Origin of the sequence: Marinimicrobium locisalis, from assembly GCF_039822625.1 — a bacterium.
GTDB classification, from domain to species: Bacteria; Pseudomonadota; Gammaproteobacteria; order Pseudomonadales; family Cellvibrionaceae; genus Marinimicrobium; species Marinimicrobium locisalis.
The window spans coordinates 81515-98339 of the sequence record NZ_JBDLLG010000017.1 but is presented as its reverse complement, the minus strand read 5'-3'; the positions used below and the strand labels follow the sequence as shown (position 1 = coordinate 98339).

The 16825-nt window shown below is 59.1% G+C and carries 14 protein-coding genes; 9 read left to right on the top strand and 5 right to left on the bottom strand.

Annotation, left to right across the window (positions count from 1 at the left end):
• The first annotated feature begins 2 nt into the window (after positions 1–2).
• Positions 3–437, top strand: coding sequence for a type II toxin-antitoxin system RatA family toxin (locus tag AAE514_RS12125; RefSeq protein ID WP_347331808.1), 435 nt, complete (start codon positions 3–5; stop codon positions 435–437).
• A gap of 9 nt (positions 438–446) precedes the next feature.
• The gene (locus AAE514_RS12120) at positions 447–770 is read left to right on the top strand and encodes an RnfH family protein (protein WP_347331807.1); all 324 of its coding nucleotides are present in this window, start codon (positions 447–449) and stop codon (positions 768–770) included.
• Between the two features lie 36 nt (positions 771–806).
• On the opposite strand, the gene AAE514_RS12115 is transcribed toward AAE514_RS12120, so the two are convergent.
• Positions 807–1265 carry an outer membrane protein assembly factor BamE gene (locus AAE514_RS12115; RefSeq protein ID WP_347331806.1) on the bottom strand — a complete coding sequence of 153 codons (459 nt, stop codon included), beginning with the start codon at positions 1263–1265 and terminating at the stop codon, positions 807–809.
• A gap of 77 nt (positions 1266–1342) precedes the next feature.
• Between AAE514_RS12115 and fur the strand changes: the two genes are divergently transcribed.
• Positions 1343–1756, top strand: coding sequence for a ferric iron uptake transcriptional regulator (gene fur / locus AAE514_RS12110; RefSeq protein WP_347331805.1), 414 nt, complete (start codon positions 1343–1345; stop codon positions 1754–1756).
• A gap of 54 nt (positions 1757–1810) precedes the next feature.
• Here fur and recN read toward each other — a convergent pair whose 3' ends face one another.
• Positions 1811–3487 carry a DNA repair protein RecN gene (gene recN, locus AAE514_RS12105; protein WP_347331804.1) on the bottom strand — a complete coding sequence of 559 codons (1677 nt, stop codon included), beginning with the start codon at positions 3485–3487 and terminating at the stop codon, positions 1811–1813.
• A gap of 247 nt (positions 3488–3734) precedes the next feature.
• On the opposite strand from recN, the gene grpE reads away from it, so the two are divergent.
• The 6 genes from grpE to AAE514_RS12075 all read left to right on the top strand — a co-directional run bounded on the left by grpE (position 3735) and on the right by AAE514_RS12075 (position 11907).
• A complete protein-coding gene (gene grpE, locus AAE514_RS12100) occupies positions 3735–4331 on the top strand; it encodes a nucleotide exchange factor GrpE (RefSeq protein ID WP_347331803.1) in 597 nt (198 codons plus the stop codon).
• Positions 4332–4504: 173 nt separating this feature from the next.
• Positions 4505–6436 (top strand): molecular chaperone DnaK, encoded by a 1932-nt coding sequence (dnaK, locus tag AAE514_RS12095; RefSeq protein WP_347331802.1) that lies wholly within the window; start codon positions 4505–4507, stop codon positions 6434–6436.
• A gap of 106 nt (positions 6437–6542) precedes the next feature.
• Entirely contained in the window at positions 6543–7676 is a 1134-nt protein-coding gene (gene dnaJ / locus AAE514_RS12090; protein ID WP_347331801.1) for a molecular chaperone DnaJ, read from the top strand.
• 329 nt (positions 7677–8005) lie between these two features.
• Positions 8006–9067 (top strand): sugar phosphate isomerase/epimerase family protein, encoded by a 1062-nt coding sequence (locus AAE514_RS12085; protein WP_347331800.1) that lies wholly within the window; start codon positions 8006–8008, stop codon positions 9065–9067.
• Entirely contained in the window at positions 9067–10218 is a 1152-nt protein-coding gene (locus tag AAE514_RS12080) for a Gfo/Idh/MocA family protein (RefSeq protein ID WP_347331799.1), read from the top strand. Before AAE514_RS12085 ends, AAE514_RS12080 begins: the two co-directional genes overlap by 1 nt.
• Positions 10219–10317: 99 nt before the next feature.
• A complete protein-coding gene (locus AAE514_RS12075) occupies positions 10318–11907 on the top strand; it encodes an MFS transporter (protein WP_347331798.1) in 1590 nt (529 codons plus the stop codon).
• Positions 11908–12070: 163 nt separating this feature from the next.
• On the opposite strand, the gene AAE514_RS12070 is transcribed toward AAE514_RS12075, so the two are convergent.
• The 3 genes from AAE514_RS12070 to dxs all read right to left on the bottom strand — a co-directional run bounded on the left by AAE514_RS12070 (position 12071) and on the right by dxs (position 16812).
• A complete protein-coding gene (locus tag AAE514_RS12070; protein WP_347331797.1) occupies positions 12071–13090 on the bottom strand; it encodes a cupin-like domain-containing protein in 1020 nt (339 codons plus the stop codon).
• 131 nt (positions 13091–13221) lie between these two features.
• Entirely contained in the window at positions 13222–14541 is a 1320-nt protein-coding gene (locus tag AAE514_RS12065; RefSeq protein WP_347331796.1) for a cellulase family glycosylhydrolase, read from the bottom strand.
• 399 nt (positions 14542–14940) lie between these two features.
• Positions 14941–16812 (bottom strand): 1-deoxy-D-xylulose-5-phosphate synthase, encoded by a 1872-nt coding sequence (gene dxs, locus AAE514_RS12060; protein WP_347331795.1) that lies wholly within the window; start codon positions 16810–16812, stop codon positions 14941–14943.
• Between the last annotated feature and the right edge of the window lie 13 nt (positions 16813–16825).

The following is a 16825-nucleotide window of genomic DNA, read 5'->3' as shown; positions in this document are numbered from 1 at the left end:
TTTTGACTCATCGTGTAAAGCGAAGCGCCCTGGTTAATCATAGTGCGCAACAAATGTTTGATCTGGTGAACGATATTGAGGCCTACCCTCAATATATGAGTGACTGTGTGAGCGCCGAGGTCTTGCGCCGGGGCGAGGGATGGCTGGAGGCCAAGCTCGAACTGCAAAAGGCCGGCATTCGCCAGAGCTTTGTTACCCGCAACGAGCTGCGCCCGCCCAGAGAAATGACCTTGAGCCTGGTGGACGGTCCCTTTTCCCACCTGGAGGGCAAATGGAGTTTTGACACTGTTGCCGACGGCTGTAGAGTAACGCTCGAGCTGGAATTCGCCATGCGCAACCGCTTGCTCAGCATGGCGGCGGGAAAGTTTTTCGAGGCGGCGGCGAGCCAACAAGTGGATGCGCTGTGCAGCCGCGCTCGTCAGGTTTACGGTACGTGAGGGTGACAAATGTCAGATGGTGATTTGATTACGGTGGAAGTGGCCTTCGCCTTGCCGGACAAGCAACGGATTATCGAAGTACTCGTAGAGCCGGGAACGACGGCCTTCCAGGCGGCTGAGCGCTCTGGAATCGTGAAGGTATTTCCGGAAATCGACCTGGAATCGTCCAAAATGGGAATCTTTGGGCAAACGCTCGGTACCAAGGGCCTGAAGCCGCCGAAGGAGCATGAGTTGCAGCCTGGAGACCGGGTGGAGATTTACCGCCCCTTGATTGCCGACCCGAAAGAGGCCCGGCGCAAGCGGGCGCAGAAGAAAAAGGAAGGTGAGGCCTAAAAACGGCCCCTTCGGGGGCCATTTTTCTACCGACCGCTAGCGGTCTGTGTTGCTGGGAAGCGGGGTCTCTTCATTGCCCGTGGCCGGCGCATTACTCGGTATGGGCAGCGGGTCGCCCTCAATGTTGGTGGGAACCGGGGGCGCGTCCTGTTCTTCCTCCTCCTTCTTGGGCAAGCTGTCCTCGTAGCGAGTGAGGAGGTCGTTTTCGAAATAGACCGTCAAATGGCGCTCACGCAGGGTTTTGTCGCCGCGACGCAGGGTGTAGTGGTAGTCCCAGCGGTCCTGGTTGAACTCGTCTTCCAGCAGCGGGGTGCCGAGCACGAAGCGAACCTGGCGCTTGGTCATGCCGGTTTCGAGCTGCTCGAGCATCTCCGAGGTGATGATATGCCCCTGTTGTACATAGATTTTATGGACACCGGGGAACTGGAAATAGGAGCAACCCATCAGGCTGGCAAATAAAACGGCGACCAGTGAGAGTTTGCTGGCTATTTTCATACTAGGGCTTCCACTTGGCAAAATGAACGGGGATAATACCCGATTGACATGAACACTGAGAAGGGTTTGGGGGTTAAATGGCCGAAGAGAACCAAGAACTGCGCAAAGTGGGGCTGAAAGTCACGCTGCCCCGCGTAAAGATTTTGCAGATGCTGGAGTCGTCCGAAAACCACCATATGAGCGCCGAAGACGTGTACAAGGCGCTGATGGAAGCGGGTGATGATGTCGGCTTGGCAACGGTATATCGGGTTTTGACGCAATTTGAAAGTGCCGGGTTGGTTGAGCGCCATAATTTTGATGGCGGTCACTCGGTGTTTGAGATTGCCCGTGGGGAGCACCACGATCACATGGTGTGTATTGACTCAGGCGAAGTGGTCGAGTTCCACAACGAGGAAATCGAGCGCCTGCAGAAGCAAATTGCCGAAGAACACGGCTATGAGCTAATGGATCACAACCTCGTACTGTACGTAAAGCCCAAAAAGAACCTTTAAGCTGCCGGTGGGGTGAGGGGCGCCACGGCGCCTCCTCCACACCCTGGCTCGCCATCAGCCCTCGCCTGCCGCCACCATTTCCCGGGCATGAGCCAGCGACTGCTCCGTGACCTTCATGCCGCCCAACATCCGGGCGATTTCCTCGATCTTCTCTTCTCCCTCCAGGGCCACCAAGGTGGACTGAGCGGACTTCTTGTTGGCGGTTTTGGAAACTTGCAGGTGCTGGTGCCCCTTGCTGGCCACTTGTGCCAAGTGGGTGACACAGAGCACCTGGCCCCCTTGGCCCAGTTGGCGGAGTAGGCGGCCGACCACATCGCCGGTGGCGCCACCGATCCCCACATCCACCTCGTCGAATACCAGCGTCGGGGTGGCGGAGGTGCGAGCGGTTACCACCTGAATGGCCAGGCTGACCCGGGAGAGCTCGCCGCCGGAGGCCACTTTGTTCAGCGAGCGCGCCGGCTGGCCCGGGTTGGTGCTGATAATGAACTCCACCTCTTCCAGGCCGTGAGGCCCCGGTTTGTGTTCCAGCGGTTTCAGGCTCACTTCCAGCCGGGCATTGGGCATGGCCAGGTTGCTCAATTGCTGGTTCACGGCCTTGGCCAACTTGTTGCTGGCGCTCTGACGCGCCTGGGACAGCGCCTTGGCGACCTTTCGATACGCCGCCTCGGCGGCCTCCGCTTCTTGTTCCAGCTGTTCCAGGTGCTCATCGCCGCCTTGAAGTTGCGCCAGTTCCCGGCTTAACTCCTCGAACAGGGTGGGCAACTGCTCCGGCCCGATTCGGTGCTTGCGGGCTACCTCGTAGATAGCGCTCAGGCGCTCCTCTACCTCCCGCAACCGCTCGGGGTCCAGGTTGAACTGGTCAATGTGGCGATCCACTTCCCGCTGGGCTTCGTCTACTTGAATTTGAGCGCTATTGAGCAGTTGTTCCGCCTCATTCAGGGCGTCGGTTTTTTCCGGCATGTCGCGCAGCAGGTGCAACGCTCGGTGAAGCATCACGCTCAGACCCTGGTCGTCATCGGCACACAAGGCGGCCAGCTCGTGGCTGGAGCGCAATATGCCCTCGGCGTTGGCGAGGCGGCGTTGTTCGGCTTCGAGCTCATCGAGCTCGCCTTCGGTCAGGTTTAATTGCTCAAGTTCGTCCACCTGGTAGCTGAGCAGCTGAAAGCGGGCGCTCATTTCCTCAGCGTTGTCGCGCAACGTCTCGAAAGCGTTGCGCCGCTCCTGCCAGTGGCGAAAGGCTTGGCGCACCTGCGTTGCCAGCTCGCTCTGGCCGGCGTACTCGTCCAGCAACTGGCGGTGGGTGTCCTTGCGCAGCAGGGACTGGTGCTCGTGCTGGCTGTGAATATCGATCAGCATCTCGCCCAATTGCCGCAGTTGTTGGAGTGTCACGGGCCGCCCGTTGATAAAGGCCTTGGAGCGCCCCTCCGCGGTGATGACCCGGCGCAGCAGGCAGTCCCCGGGCATTTCTTCATCCAGAAGCTCGTGCTCATCCAGCCACCGGCTGGCGTTACCGATGTGGCGGACGTCGAAACTGGCATGAACATCGGCCCGCTTGGCGCCAGCTCGGACCCGCTGGCCATCCGCCCGGTCGCCCAGGGTCTGGGCCAGGGCGTCGAGCACGATGGATTTGCCGGCGCCGGTCTCCCCGGTGATGGCGGTCATGCCCGGCTTAATGTCCAGGTCGAGCTGATCGACCAGGGTGAAATTGCGAATACTGAGGTGCGTGAGCATAGAGACCCTCACAAAGCGAGAGAATGATCTGTGTTTTTATACAGTAAAAAAGCGGGCTCGGCTAGACCCGGTGCGGAAATTTCGCACGCCCGCTCCGGTGGCCCTTGAATCCCCACCCGGCAGCCCCATATAGGAGCCACATTCTTATTCTGCAGCCGGGGGGTGCGCTGATCAATTCCCGGCGGCCTCCGAGCGAGTCCGTCGGGATCTGGTCTCCGCCGCCCCAGCGCTGCCACAGCAAACGACAATGGAGATTAGCGTGGCTAACGAAGACAAGCGTGACACACAAGAGGAGCCGGTTGAGGAGACTGCCGAAGCGCAGGGCGCCGAGGCGCCCGAAGGCGGCGAGCAAACCGGCGGAGAAGAGACGGTTGACGACCTCAAGGCGAAGCTCGATTCCGTGAACGCCGCGATGGAAGCGGCCAAGGAGCAGGTTTTGCGCTCCCAGGCCGAGGCCCAGAACGCCCGGATCCGGGCGGAAAAAGACGTAGAAAAGGCCCATAAGTTCGGTCAGGAAAAGCTGCTGCAGGATCTGCTGCCGGTCGTGGACAACCTGGAGCGGGCCCTGGCGTCAATGGATCGGGACAATGAGGACTTTAAGGCCGTGATTGAGGGAATCGAGCTGACCCATAAGTCATTTATCGATGCCCTGGCCAAGTACAACGTCGAATCGGTCGACCCCACCGGTGAGCCCTTTGACCCGGAGCTTCACCAGGCCATGACCATGGTGCCCAACCCCGATGTGGAGCCCAACACCGTGGTCGAGGTGTTCCAGAAAGGGTACACCCTTAACGGCCGCTTGGTGCGCCCGGCCATGGTGGTGGTCTCCAAAGGAGCGGAGTAAGCCGCAAAGGTGCGCCGCGCCCCTTGAAAACGCCGCGGACGGACCAATAAACACAGTAACTCAGATTGCACATTGCAAAGCCGGCACCGAGAGCGGAATGGGGCCGGGAAAACACACTACAGGCGGTGGCCCTTCGAGCCCCGCTGACGGAAAGAATACTTAGGAGATATTTCATGAGTAAGATTATCGGTATTGACCTGGGGACCACCAACTCCTGTGTATCCATCATGGAGGGCGGCAAGTCCAAGGTAATTGAAAACGCCGAGGGCGATCGTACCACCCCGTCGATTGTGGCCTTTACCAACGACGGTGAAATCCTGGTCGGCCAGAGCGCCAAGCGTCAGGCGGTGACCAACCCGCATAACACCCTGTACGCGGTGAAGCGTCTGATCGGTCGGAAGTTCAAAGACGATGTCGTGCAGAAAGACATCAAGATGGTGCCCTACAAAATCGTCGAGGCGGACAATGGTGACGCTTGGGTCGAAGTGAAGGGCGACAAGAAGGCACCGCCGCAGGTTTCCGCCGAAGTGCTGAAAAAGATGAAGAAAACCGCCGAAGACTACCTCGGCGAAGAAGTGAAGGAAGCGGTCATTACCGTTCCGGCTTACTTTAACGACTCCCAGCGCCAAGCCACCAAAGATGCGGGCAAGATTGCCGGTCTTGAGGTGAAGCGCATTATCAACGAGCCCACCGCCGCCGCGCTGGCCTACGGTATGGACCAGAAGAAAGGCGACCGTACCATTGCCGTTTACGACCTCGGTGGCGGTACTTTCGATATTTCTATCATCGAAATTGCCGATGTGGACGGCGAACACCAGTTCGAAGTGCTCTCCACCAACGGTGACACCTTCCTCGGTGGTGAGGACTTTGACCTGCGCTTGATCGACTACCTGGCGGATGAGTTCAAGAAAGAGCAGGGCATTGACCTGCACAAGGATCCCCTGGCCCTGCAGCGCCTGAAAGAGGCCGCGGAGAAAGCCAAGATCGAGCTCTCCTCCAGCCAGCAGACCGAAGTGAATCTGCCGTACATTACCGCCGACAACACCGGTCCCAAGCACTTGGTCGTCAAGCTGACCCGGGCCAAGCTCGAGTCCCTGGTGGAAGAACTGGTCAACCGTTCTTTGGAGCCGGTCAAGACCGCCATCGCCGATGCCGACGTATCGGTTAACGACATCAGCGATGTGATCCTGGTCGGTGGTCAAACCCGCATGCCCATGGTGCAGAAAGCGGTGGCCGACTTCTTCGGTAAGGATCCGCGCAAAGACGTGAACCCGGACGAAGCCGTCGCCGTGGGCGCCGCCATTCAAGGCGCGGTTCTGGCCGGCGATGTGAAAGACGTACTGTTGCTGGACGTAACGCCGCTGACCCTGGGTATCGAAACCATGGGCGGCGTCGCCACGCCGCTCATTGATAAGAACACCACCGTGCCGACCAAAAAGTCACAGGTGTTCTCCACTGCGGAAGACAACCAAAGCGCCGTGACCATTCACGTGGTCCAGGGTGAACGCAAGCAAGCCTCTCAGAACAAGTCCCTGGGTCGGTTTGACTTGGCCGACATTCCGCCCGCGCCCCGTGGCATGCCGCAGATCGAAGTGACCTTCGACATCGATGCCAACGGTATTCTGAACGTGAGCGCGAAAGACAAGGGCACCGGCAAAGAGCAGTCCATTGTGATTAAGGCCTCTTCCGGTCTGTCTGATGACGAGATCGAGCAAATGGTGAAGGATGCGGAGGCCAACTCCGAAGCGGACAAGAAGTTTGCCGAAACCGTGAATGCTCGCAACTCGCTTGAAGGGCTGATCCACGCTACCCAGAAAACCTTGAAGGACGCCGGAGACAAGGCGACCGAAGAGGAGAAAACAGCGATCGAAGAAGCCATCAAGGAAGCCGAAGAAGTGGTTAAGGGCGATGATAAGGACGCGATGGAAGCGGCCACCAACAAACTGACCGAAGCCTCCAGCTCACTGGCCCAGAAGCTCTATGCCGAGCAGCAGGGTCAGGAAGGGGCCGAAGGCGGCGCCGACGCCCAGCAAGGCGAAGCGAAGGGTGAAGACGGCGCGGTGGATGCCGAGTTTGAAGAAGTGAAGGACGACGAGAAAAAATAAGCCCCGCGCCGGTCAGAACCGGCCCTGAAAGTGAAACGGTATCAACAAATGCGGGCTTGCCCGCATTTGTTGTATCAGTGGTAATTAACAAAAAAGCGACTGAAGCATGGCAAAACGTGACTACTACGAAGTGCTGGGCGTGTCCAAGGATGCCTCCGCCGCCGAGCTGAAAAAGGCCTATCGCCGAGTGGCGATGAAGCACCACCCGGACCGCAATCCGGGAGATAAAGCCTCGGAAGACAAATTCAAAGAGGCGAGCGAAGCCTACGAAGTGTTGTCCGATGCGCAGAAGCGCGCGGCTTACGACCAGTTCGGGCACGCCGGTGTGGACCAAAGCGGTGGCATGGGCGGTGGCGCCGCGGGCGCCGGTGGCTTTGGCAGCTTCAGCGATATATTTGGCGACGTCTTCGGCGATATTTTCGGCGGAGGCGGCGGCCGCCGCGGTGGCCCCAGTCGTGGCGCGGACCTTCGCTACAACCTGGAACTGAGCCTGGAAGATGCCGTTAGGGGCACCAATGTTCAGATCAAGGTGCCCACCCTGGTGGGCTGTGAGACTTGTGATGGCAGTGGTGCCAAGAAGGGCACCTCTCCGAAAACCTGCACCACCTGTGGCGGTATGGGTCAGGTCCGGATGCAGCAGGGTTTTTTCTCGGTGCAGCAGGCCTGCCCGACTTGTCGCGGCAAGGGCACCATTATCACCGACCCCTGTGGCAGCTGCCACGGTCAGGGGCGGGTCGAACAAACCAAAAAGCTGTCGGTTAAGGTACCCGCCGGTGTGGATACCGGAGATCGCATCCGGTTGTCCGGGGAAGGCGAAGCCGGTGCCGAAGGCGGACCAGCCGGCGACCTGTATGTCGAGGTTCACGTTAAGCGCCATGAGATCTTCGAGCGCGATGGAGCCGACCTGTACTGTGAAGTGCCGGTGGACTTTGTCGATGCCGCCCTGGGGGGTGAGCTGGAAGTGCCCACTCTCGATGGCCGGGTTAAATTGAAAGTCCCCGCCGAGACTCAAACGGGTAAACTCTTTCGCCTGCGCAGCAAGGGCGTGACGCCGGTTCGCGGTGGCCCACGCGGTGACTTGATGTGCCGGGTAGTGGTGGAAACCCCCGTGGACCTGACCCACAAGCAGAAAGAGTTGCTGCGTGAATTTCAATCCACCATGAAAGGTGGAAAGAACTCCCCTCGCCAGAGCAGCTGGTTTGACGGCATGAAAAATTTCTTTGGCGATATGAAAATCTAGTGGGTGCTCGCTGAACAGCCGGGCCCGAGCCTCGCCGTCAATTCTGACAGCGGGGCTTTTTTATATAAAAACACCTTTCCTCTTGAAATTTTCGGTCTATAGTGGTCGAATCGACTTCAACACATTCATCATATATATTGGCCGCACCCACGGTAGAGATATAACCAAGCTAATGCCATAATCGGTTGACTTGATTGGCCCTCATGTCGTCTATGCTTGAGGGCAACACTCGTAAACGGCACTAAAGTGGGGTGCCGAGCCCGGCTGCTCGGTCTAGATGCTCTCGGCACCTGTTTAATAAACCCAGCAAACAGATGGGGGAGACAATAATGAAGACGATGAAAGGACCCGCGCTATTTTTAGCCCAGTTCGCCGGTGATGAAGCACCCTTCAACAGCCTTGAGAACGTATCCAAGTGGGCCGGTGGCTTGGGCTTCAGAGGCATCCAGATTCCCTCTTGGGACAAGCGCCTGTTCGATCTGGAAAAAGCGGCGGAAAGCCTCGATTACTGCCAAGAAGTGAAAGACACGCTCGCACGCTACGGGCTGGAGCTTACCGACCTGTCGACCCACCTGCAGGGCCAGTTGGTGGCGGTGCATCCGGTCTACGACGAGATGTTCGACGGTTTTGCCCCACCGGAACTGCACGGCAAGCCCGACGAGCGGCAGAAGTGGGCGGTGAATCAATTGATGCTGGCGGCCAAGGCCAGTAAAAACCTGGGTCTGACCACCCATGGGACCTTCTCTGGCGCGCTCTTGTGGCCCTTTATGTACCCCTGGCCCCAGCGCCCTGCGGGCCTGGTGGACACAGGCTTCAAAGAGCTGGCCAAACGCTGGTTGCCGATCCTGGATGCGTTCGATGAGGCGGGTGTGGACCTGTGCTACGAAATCCATCCCGGTGAGGACCTGCATGATGGGGCCACTTTCGAGCGTTTCTTGAAGGAAGTGGACAATCACCCCCGGGCCAATATCCTGTACGACCCCAGCCACCTGGTCCTGCAAAACCTCGATTATATCGGCTTTCTCGAGCGCTATATCGATCGCATCAAAATGTTCCACGTCAAAGACGCCGAGTTTAATCCCAGCGCCAGACAAGGTGTTTACGGCGGTTACGAGGGCTGGGTCGAGCGCGCCGGTCGCTTCCGCTCACTGGGCGATGGACAGACCGACTTCAAGCGCATTTTCTCTATTCTGACCGCCAACGGTTTCGACGGCTGGGCCGTGATCGAGTGGGAGTGTGCCCTGAAACACCCCGAAGCCGGCGCTGAAGAAGGCGTGAAGTTCGTCAATGACCATATTATCCGCGTCACCGAGAAGGCCTTTGACGATTTCGCCGGTGCAGATGCCGATGAAGAGAGTAACCGCCGTATTCTGGGCTTGGGAGGTAAATGATGGCTGATGCACGAGTTCGCCTGGGTATGGTCGGCGGCGGCCAGGGCGCCTTTATCGGGGGCGTTCATCGCATCGCCTCACGTATTGACGACCGCTACGAACTGGTGGCGGGCGCGCTGAGCTCCAAAGCGGACGTGGCCAAGGCTTCGGCCGACGAGCTGCACATCGCCCCGGACCGCTCCTATGCTTCCTACGAGGAAATGTTTGAGGCCGAAGCCAAGCGTGAGGACGGCATTGAGGCGGTCGCCATCGTGACCCCCAACCATATGCACTTCCCGGTGGCCAAGGCCGCTCTGGAAGCCGGCATTAATGTCATTTGCGACAAGCCGGTTACCCGCACCCTGGAAGAAGCGGTGGAACTGGAACAGATTGTTGCCAAGAGCGATGCCTTCTTTGCGCTGACGCACAACTACAGCGCCTACCCACTGGTGCGCTACGCCCGGGAGCTGGTCGAGCGGGGCGATTTGGGTCATATTCGCCTTATCCAGATCGAGTATCCCCAGGAGTGGCTCACCCAGGCGCCGGAAGCCGATAACAAGCAGGCCGCTTGGCGTACCGACCCGAAGCGCTCGGGCAAGGCCGGCTGCCTTGGGGATATCGGTACCCACGCCTTCCAGCTGGCCACTTTTATCTCCCAACTGGAGTTGGATTCGGTCAGCGCCGACCTCACCGCTTTTGTTCCCGGACGCGAGGTGGACGATAACGTCCACGCCATGCTGCGGTTCAAGGGCGGTGCCAAGGGCATGCTCTGGACCAGCCAAGTCGCTCCCGGGTGTGAAAACGGTCTGAAAATTCGCATCTATGGGGATAAGGCCGGGCTCACCTGGGCCCAGGAAACGCCGAACGAAATGTGGCTGACCCCGCTGGCCGGTCACCATCAACGCATCACCCGGCGCGATGACAACCTCGACAGCGAGGTGGCCGTGCGCGGTATGCGTATTCCGTTCGGCCATCCCGAGGGCTACCTGGAAGCCTTTGCGACGCTGTACACCGATGTGGCGGATGTGTTGGTAGCCAAACGCAAGGGCGAACAACACCCAATGGCCGCCTGGGTTCCCGGCATCGAAACCGGGGTGCTCGGCATGCGCTTTATTCAAGCCGTGCTGGACTCCTCCGAGGCCGACGGCCGCTGGACCCCGCTGACATCCTAAGTACCGTTAAAAACAAGGGGCGGCTCTGAGCCACCCCATTGAGTCTTGCCTTGCGGGCCGCGCTCGCGGGGTAGTGATAACAATAATGAGGACGAGTTTATGAGTACAGCCACCGCCGATGCCAACGGCATCAATCGTAAGCGGCTATTCGCCGGAGCCTGCGTTGCCCTGTTTCCCACCGCCTTCTCCTTTGCCCTGGTGGGCGGCATTCTCGGGCAGCTCAAAACCGAATTTATTCTGACCAACGCTGATATCGGCATGATCGGCGGCGCGGTGCTTTGGGGCATGGCGTTGTCACTGATTTTTGTTGCGCCGTTTTTGGAAAAAATTGGGCTTCGTGTCGCGGCCACGGGCGCTTTCTTTAGCCACTTGATCGGCGTCAGCCTCGTGTTGTCGGCCTATTTTTTTGCGGGCGACCCGAGCGGCTACTGGGTCTTATTTCTGGGTGCCATTATCATGGGGATAGGTAACGGCCTGATTGAAGCCACCGGTAACCCGATGACGGCGGCTCTCTACCCTGAGCGCAAAACCATCAAGCTCAACCACTTTCACGCTTTCTTTCCCGGCGGCATGGTGGTGGGCGCACTGCTCGGCTTCTTTATGGCCCAGATCGGGGACCTCGGGGCGATTAACCTCGGGCACTGGACCCTGCATATTGCCGTAATGTATATCCCCATCTTCATTTACGGTGCCATGCTGCTCCCGCTGAAATTTCCCAAAACCGAAACCGCCGAGGCGGGCGTTCCGGTCAAGGATGTGCTGCTCTACACCATTACCCACCCCATCGTATTGTTGTTGATCGTGATTAAGATGATCACCCTCTCGCTGGAGTTGGGGCCCATGCGTTGGATTCCTGACGTACTGGAAAATGCCGGTATTCACGGCATGTTGGTGTTTGCTTGGTTGACCGGTTTGATGGCGGTGTTGCGCCTGTTTGCCGGCCCCTTTGTGGAGCGTCTTGCCCCGACGGGGATGCTCTTCCTCGCCGCGATATTGACCGGCACCGGCCTGCTGCTTTTCTCCATCTTTGAGTCCGGTATGTTTAAGCTGCTGTTTGCCGCCACAGTATTTGCCTTCGGTGTGGCTTTCTTCTTCCCCACCATGGTAGGGCTGATGAGCGAACGCTTTCCCAAGGCCGGTTCGGTGGGGATTGTCTTGATGATCGGCGCGGGCATGGCGGTTTCCGGTACCCTGCAGGGTCAAATGGGCGTGATTGCCGACCGCTATATGCCCGATGCCTTGCCCGAAGAGCAAACGGTGTCGGTACTGCGCCAGGTCGAGGAGAACTTTCCGGAGTACCTTGAGCGGGCCGAGCAGGCCGCGGGGGATACCGAAGCGCTCGCGGAGCTGGGTTATTTGCCCGCCGATGTACGCAACGTGATTGAGCACAATGAAACGGCGTTGGCGCATTACCGTGAGCAGGGCAGCCTGGATGGGCCGCTGACCGGCAATGCGCTGCGGGCGGTGCTGGATTCGAACGTTCCGCAAGCGGCTGAACTGAGAGAGGAGGCGGGGGCGGTTTTGCGCCCGGCGGACAACTACGGTGGCCGAATGGCCTTCCGCTGGGTGGCGCCAATCGCTCTGATTGTGGCTGCTTTCTTCGCCGGCATGTTTATCTATGACCGCAAGAAAGGTGGCTACCGCGCCGTTAAGCTCGGGTCCGAGGAGCCGGGGACCGGTAGTGTCTGATTGAGCTGGCGCGGTTGCTAAAGGGCCGGTTAAGGACGGGGTGAGAGGTTATCACGCCGTTCTTAACCGGCCTTTTTTACGATGGGAGTAGGTGTTTAGGGCAGCTTTGTGAGAAGTCTACGGCCCTCCACCTCTACAGTATTAATAAATGGAGTCGAGCCTGCTACTTATTCAGCGCTCCGCGCAAAAAGTGTTTCAGGTACTTCGCCAGCTCCGGCGTCATGGTGCCCAGGGCACGCTTCTGCTCCTCGGTCATATGCGCCGCCGGGTCCTCTTCACTGAACAGGTAGTGCTCAAAAAACACCTGCCAGGCTTTGCGCTTCTCCAACGGTAGGTGTCGGATGGTCAACAGGCCGTGCACCAACGCTTCAAACGGCGAGCCCGTATTGGGCACGCCGTACTCCCACCAGTAGTTGATCAGCACATTGAACGCGTCCAGCGATTCCACTTGGTGCCACCACAGCGAGGGAATATAGAGCGCATCGCCGGGCTCAAGCTCGGCTACCTGTGCCGTTTCCATGGCCTCGGCGAATTTCGGGAAGCGCTCCAGGTCGGGCTCATAAGGGTTGACCAAGCTGATGGGTTGCCCGGCCGGGGTAAAGTCAATGGGGCCCACGTATAGATTGCCTATCTGCTCGGGCGGGAAAAGCGTGAACCGCCGGTGGCCAGCCACCACGCAGGCGATGTTGTCCGACACATCGTAGTGGGGCGGAATGGTTGTGCGGTTGCCTATCCAGATATTGGGGGGAACCCGTTCATCCACCAAGTCCAGCGGATTGTCTTTCTCCAGTCCGGGGAGTGTTCGGGGAATGGAGGTGGCCCCGATATAAAAGCCGTGCGGTTGCGGTTCTGTTTCCATGGCGGCCAACCGGCCCATGGCCTGGGCAAAGTGGTCCTTGCGCCGGGCGAAGTTAAAACCCTGCAAGTCCTCACTATAGAAAAATCGCCCCTGTATCTCGGGCTTTCCCAGAAACAGCTCCACTGGTTGCCCCCGGCTAAAGCCCACCAGATAATCGCGCAGGTCGGAATGAGACTTCGCTCCCAGCGCGACGGCAGGCCAATCCGCCACGTATTGGCGCAGGATGGCGGGCTCATAAAGTGGAGCGATCTCGGTCTGGAAGCGCTCGAGCGTGACATCGTGCCACTCGCGCACCGGGCGGGGGTTAAGACTTGGGGCTGGCATAAATGCGCACCTTTGCTCTTTCAATCGAAGGCGCTTTATACCTTAGCAGGAAAGCCGGTGTCCAACCGCCCCTGTGCTCGGGTGGAAAGTTTGCAGGGAGTAGCCGGCAGGCCGCTCCCCGCGGGCACACGTTATTGGTTGTTACAAGTGATTTGACCGATACAGCTTTGGCCGTTTTCCCAGCCCCAGCCGTCGGTCTGGTTCTGGCACATGGGGTAGGCCGTGCCGTACCAGTCGCAGGTGCCACCGCTTGAGGCGTCCTCATCCCCGGTATTATCGGCGCCGTCGTTGCCCGAGGTGTCATTGGTAGTGCGTTCGGGTACCACGCAGCTCTGTTCGTTTTCCCAGCCCCAGCCGCCGCCGGTATCCGAGCTCGAGTCACAGCAATAGGGGTAGCCGTTGGCGGCGGTCCCGCAGCTAGTGCTGCCGGAGTTTTCCGAGCTGTTGGAACTGCTCGAACTCCCGGCGCTTTCCCCAAAGGTGCTGGCCGGGTGTGCTGTGTGGGCAATGCCGTTGGCGCCGTAAAAAAGCTGCTCGCCCCAACTGGTCAGGCTGCCGCCATCAAAGTTGTTGGCTATATCCAGAGAAGACAGCTCGGAGCTATTGCCGGACCAGGACCAGCCCAAATAACCGTAACCGTACTGCTCGGCCCTTGCCATGACCGCATCGGCGGCGACGTAGGAACCGTAGTGGTCCGCGGCGAATTCACCCACCACAAGGGCGAGCCCCTGGCTGCTAAAGGACGATAGGTAGCTGTTCACGGCGCTATCGCTGTCATACACCTCGTACATATGCACACTGAAAATGACATCGCCCTGAGGGTCGCTGTTCAGCACTTGGCGTGCATTGTTACGCATGATGCCTTCCCAGTCCTGCCCCCAGTTAGCGGCGTCCACCATCAGCGTATGCGTCAGCCCGGCGTTGCGTAGTCGGCTGATGGCCTGGGTGTGGGCGTCGACCCAGGTGCTGGCCGAGGGACCGTTGCCAAAGGGTTCATTGGCGATATTGATAATCACGTAATCCTCTTCCCCTTGAAGGACATTTTGGATGTCAAGCCAGTAATCCACAGCCCCCGATATCGTGCCGGCGTCGCCCGACTCGCCATAACCGGTGGTGTCATGCACCTCCAGAACTGTAATCAGCCCCTCGGCCTTGGCCCGGCTGATGATGCTGGCGACCTCAGACTCGGAGGTGCGAGTCCACTGAGCGCCATTGCTTAACACCACCCGAACACTGTTGGCGCCGAGTGCGGCGATGTCCTGTAGGGCCTGGTCGGTCCGGCCTGTGAACCAAGCGTGAGGCACGTTAACCCCGCGCATTTTGAAGGAATGGCCATTCCCATCGAACACTTGGGTGCCGGAGACGGAAATGTCGGCGTGAGCGTTGGGAAGGCCCCAAAGGCTTAGGCTCATGAGCGCGATGGAAGCCGTGTGGCGAAGGAATGATTTCATAGAAAATGTCCTCGTTATTGTGGCCCTACGGGGCTTTATGGGTGTGTTATTGGTTGTTTTGGTAACCGGTTACAACTAAAGGCTATGCTTCCGAAAGGAAGTCGGCACTGTAGACAACCGCTTTTCTCCGCGCGGGATTCGTTAACTATCTGATAAAAAAGGGATTTCCTAAAAGGAAAGCCACTCTTAAGTGCCCTTGAAGTGTCGGGCGACTAAGCACTGATAAATCCCTGACGGGTATTTCCCTATTTGCTGTAACCGATTACAAAAAGATTAACGATTTATCACCCGCCAGGCAACTGAAGAGTTAGCTTATTTGTGAATAGATGAAAGGATGCTTCATTAGGATTTCGAATGTGCTGGTGGTGCGGAAGTGACCCCCGAGTTGGGGGTCGGGCCCTAAAGTGCGCTTAGCCGATGCGAGATGGCCGCCTCGATTCCAGAAATATCCAGCCCCTGGCTGGCAAGCTGCCGTTTGGGGGTGTCGTGCTCGACGAACTCGTCGCGAAAACCCAGCGGTAACCAGGGCGTGGTAATGCCCTGTAGCGCCAAGTACTCGCTCACCGCCGAGCCGGCGCCGCCGGCAATGGCGTTTTCTTCCAGAGTAACCAGAAGGTCGTGATTGGCCGCCATTTTTTCGATTAACGCCGTATCCAATGGTTTGACGAAGCGCATGTCGCAAACACTGGCGTCGAGTGTTTCCGCCACCTCCAGGGCCGTGCGCAAGGAGGCCCCAAAGTTGAGGATGGCGACGGTTTTGCCTTGTCGGCATTCGCGGCCGCGGCCCAGGGGGAGGGCGGTCATCTCGCGCTCAATGCTCGCGCCGGGGCCGGTGCCTCTCGGGTAACGCACCGCCGCCGGGCCCTTGTGGTACCAGGCGGTGTACAGCAGTTGCCGGCACTCGTTCTCGTCGCTGGGGGCGGCGATCACCATATTCGGGATGCACCGCAAATACGTCAGGTCAAAGGCGCCGCCGTGGGTGGGCCCGTCCTCGCCCACCAGGCCGGCCCGGTCGATGGCGAAGGTCACATCCAAGTTTTGAATCGCGACATCGTGAATCAGTTGGTCGTAGGCCCGCTGCAAAAAGGTGGAGTAAATCGCCACCACCGGCTTTTGGCCCTCGCAGGCGAGGCCCGCCGCCAAGGTAACGGCGTGCTGCTCGGCAATGGCCACATCGTAAAAGCGCTCGGGGAAACACTGGGCGAACTCCACCATGCCTGAGCCCTCGCACATGGCGGGGGTAATACCGGCCACGCGATCATCCAGCGTCGCCATATCACACAGCCAGTCGCCGAACACCTTCTGGTATTTGGGGCCGCTGGGTTTTTTGGGGGTGGGCTTGGGTTCGAGTTTGTTCAGGGCGTGGTAGCCCACCGGGTCGTCCTCGGCCGGCCCAAAGCCTTTGCCCTTGCGGGTAATGATGTGCAAAAGCTTGGGCCCCTTGACGCCACGCAAGTTGCGAAGGTAGCGCACCAAACTGCCCAGGTCGTGGCCATCGATGGGGCCCACATAGTTGAACCCCATTTCCTCGAACAGCGTGCCGGGGGACATAAAGCCTTTGAAGTGCTCTTCGGTGCGCCGGGCAAACTCCCACGCCGAGGGAAGCTTGGTCAACACCTGCTTGCTGCCCTCCCGAAGGGAGTTATAGAACTTGCTGCCCCAGACCTTGGACAGATAGGTCGCCAGCCCGCCCACATTGGGGGAGATCGACATGTTGTTGTCGTTCAGAATCACCAAGAGGTCGGTATCGGTGTGCGCGATATGGTTGAGCGCCTCGAACGCCATGCCGGCGGTCATGGCCCCATCGCCGATGATGGCGGCGCATTTGCGCTCGCTCTCGGTCATGGCACTGGCGATGGCCATGCCCTGGGCGGCGCTCAACGAGGTGCTGGAGTGCCCCACGCCAAAGGTGTCGTATTCGCTTTCCCCTCGCTTCGGGAAACCGGCCAGCCCGCCCCCCTGGCGAATGGAGCCCATACGATGGCGTCGGCCGGTGAGGATTTTATGGGGGTAGGTCTGGTGGCCGACGTCCCATACCAGCCGATCTTTCGGGGTATGGTAGACATAATGCAGGGCGACCGTCAGTTCGACGACCCCGAGGCCGGCCCCGAAATGCCCGCCGCTCTGGCCCACGGTGTATAGAAGGTAGGCGCGCAGCTCTTCGGCCAGGGGCGCCAAGTCTTTCTCGCTCAGCTCGCGCAGGTCCGCAGGGGTATCGACCCGGTCCAGCAGGGGTGTGTCCGGTCGGCTTGTGGGGATTTCGTCAAACATGGGTCACGTCGTT

Coding starts and splice junctions, on each gene's coding strand:
- AAE514_RS12120 (WP_347331807.1), top strand. CDS start 447: ATGTCAGATGGTGATTTGATTACGGTGGAAGTGGCCTTCGCCTTGCCG.
- AAE514_RS12115 (WP_347331806.1), bottom strand. CDS start 1,265: ATGAAAATAGCCAGCAAACTCTCACTGGTCGCCGTTTTATTTGCCAGC.
- fur (WP_347331805.1), top strand. CDS start 1,343: ATGGCCGAAGAGAACCAAGAACTGCGCAAAGTGGGGCTGAAAGTCACG.
- recN (WP_347331804.1), bottom strand. CDS start 3,487: ATGCTCACGCACCTCAGTATTCGCAATTTCACCCTGGTCGATCAGCTC.
- grpE (WP_347331803.1), top strand. CDS start 3,735: ATGGAGATTAGCGTGGCTAACGAAGACAAGCGTGACACACAAGAGGAG.
- dnaK (WP_347331802.1), top strand. CDS start 4,505: ATGAGTAAGATTATCGGTATTGACCTGGGGACCACCAACTCCTGTGTA.
- dnaJ (WP_347331801.1), top strand. CDS start 6,543: ATGGCAAAACGTGACTACTACGAAGTGCTGGGCGTGTCCAAGGATGCC.
- AAE514_RS12085 (WP_347331800.1), top strand. CDS start 8,006: ATGAAGACGATGAAAGGACCCGCGCTATTTTTAGCCCAGTTCGCCGGT.
- AAE514_RS12080 (WP_347331799.1), top strand. CDS start 9,067: ATGGCTGATGCACGAGTTCGCCTGGGTATGGTCGGCGGCGGCCAGGGC.
- AAE514_RS12075 (WP_347331798.1), top strand. CDS start 10,318: ATGAGTACAGCCACCGCCGATGCCAACGGCATCAATCGTAAGCGGCTA.
- AAE514_RS12070 (WP_347331797.1), bottom strand. CDS start 13,090: ATGCCAGCCCCAAGTCTTAACCCCCGCCCGGTGCGCGAGTGGCACGAT.
- AAE514_RS12065 (WP_347331796.1), bottom strand. CDS start 14,541: ATGAAATCATTCCTTCGCCACACGGCTTCCATCGCGCTCATGAGCCTA.
- dxs (WP_347331795.1), bottom strand. CDS start 16,812: ATGTTTGACGAAATCCCCACAAGCCGACCGGACACACCCCTGCTGGAC.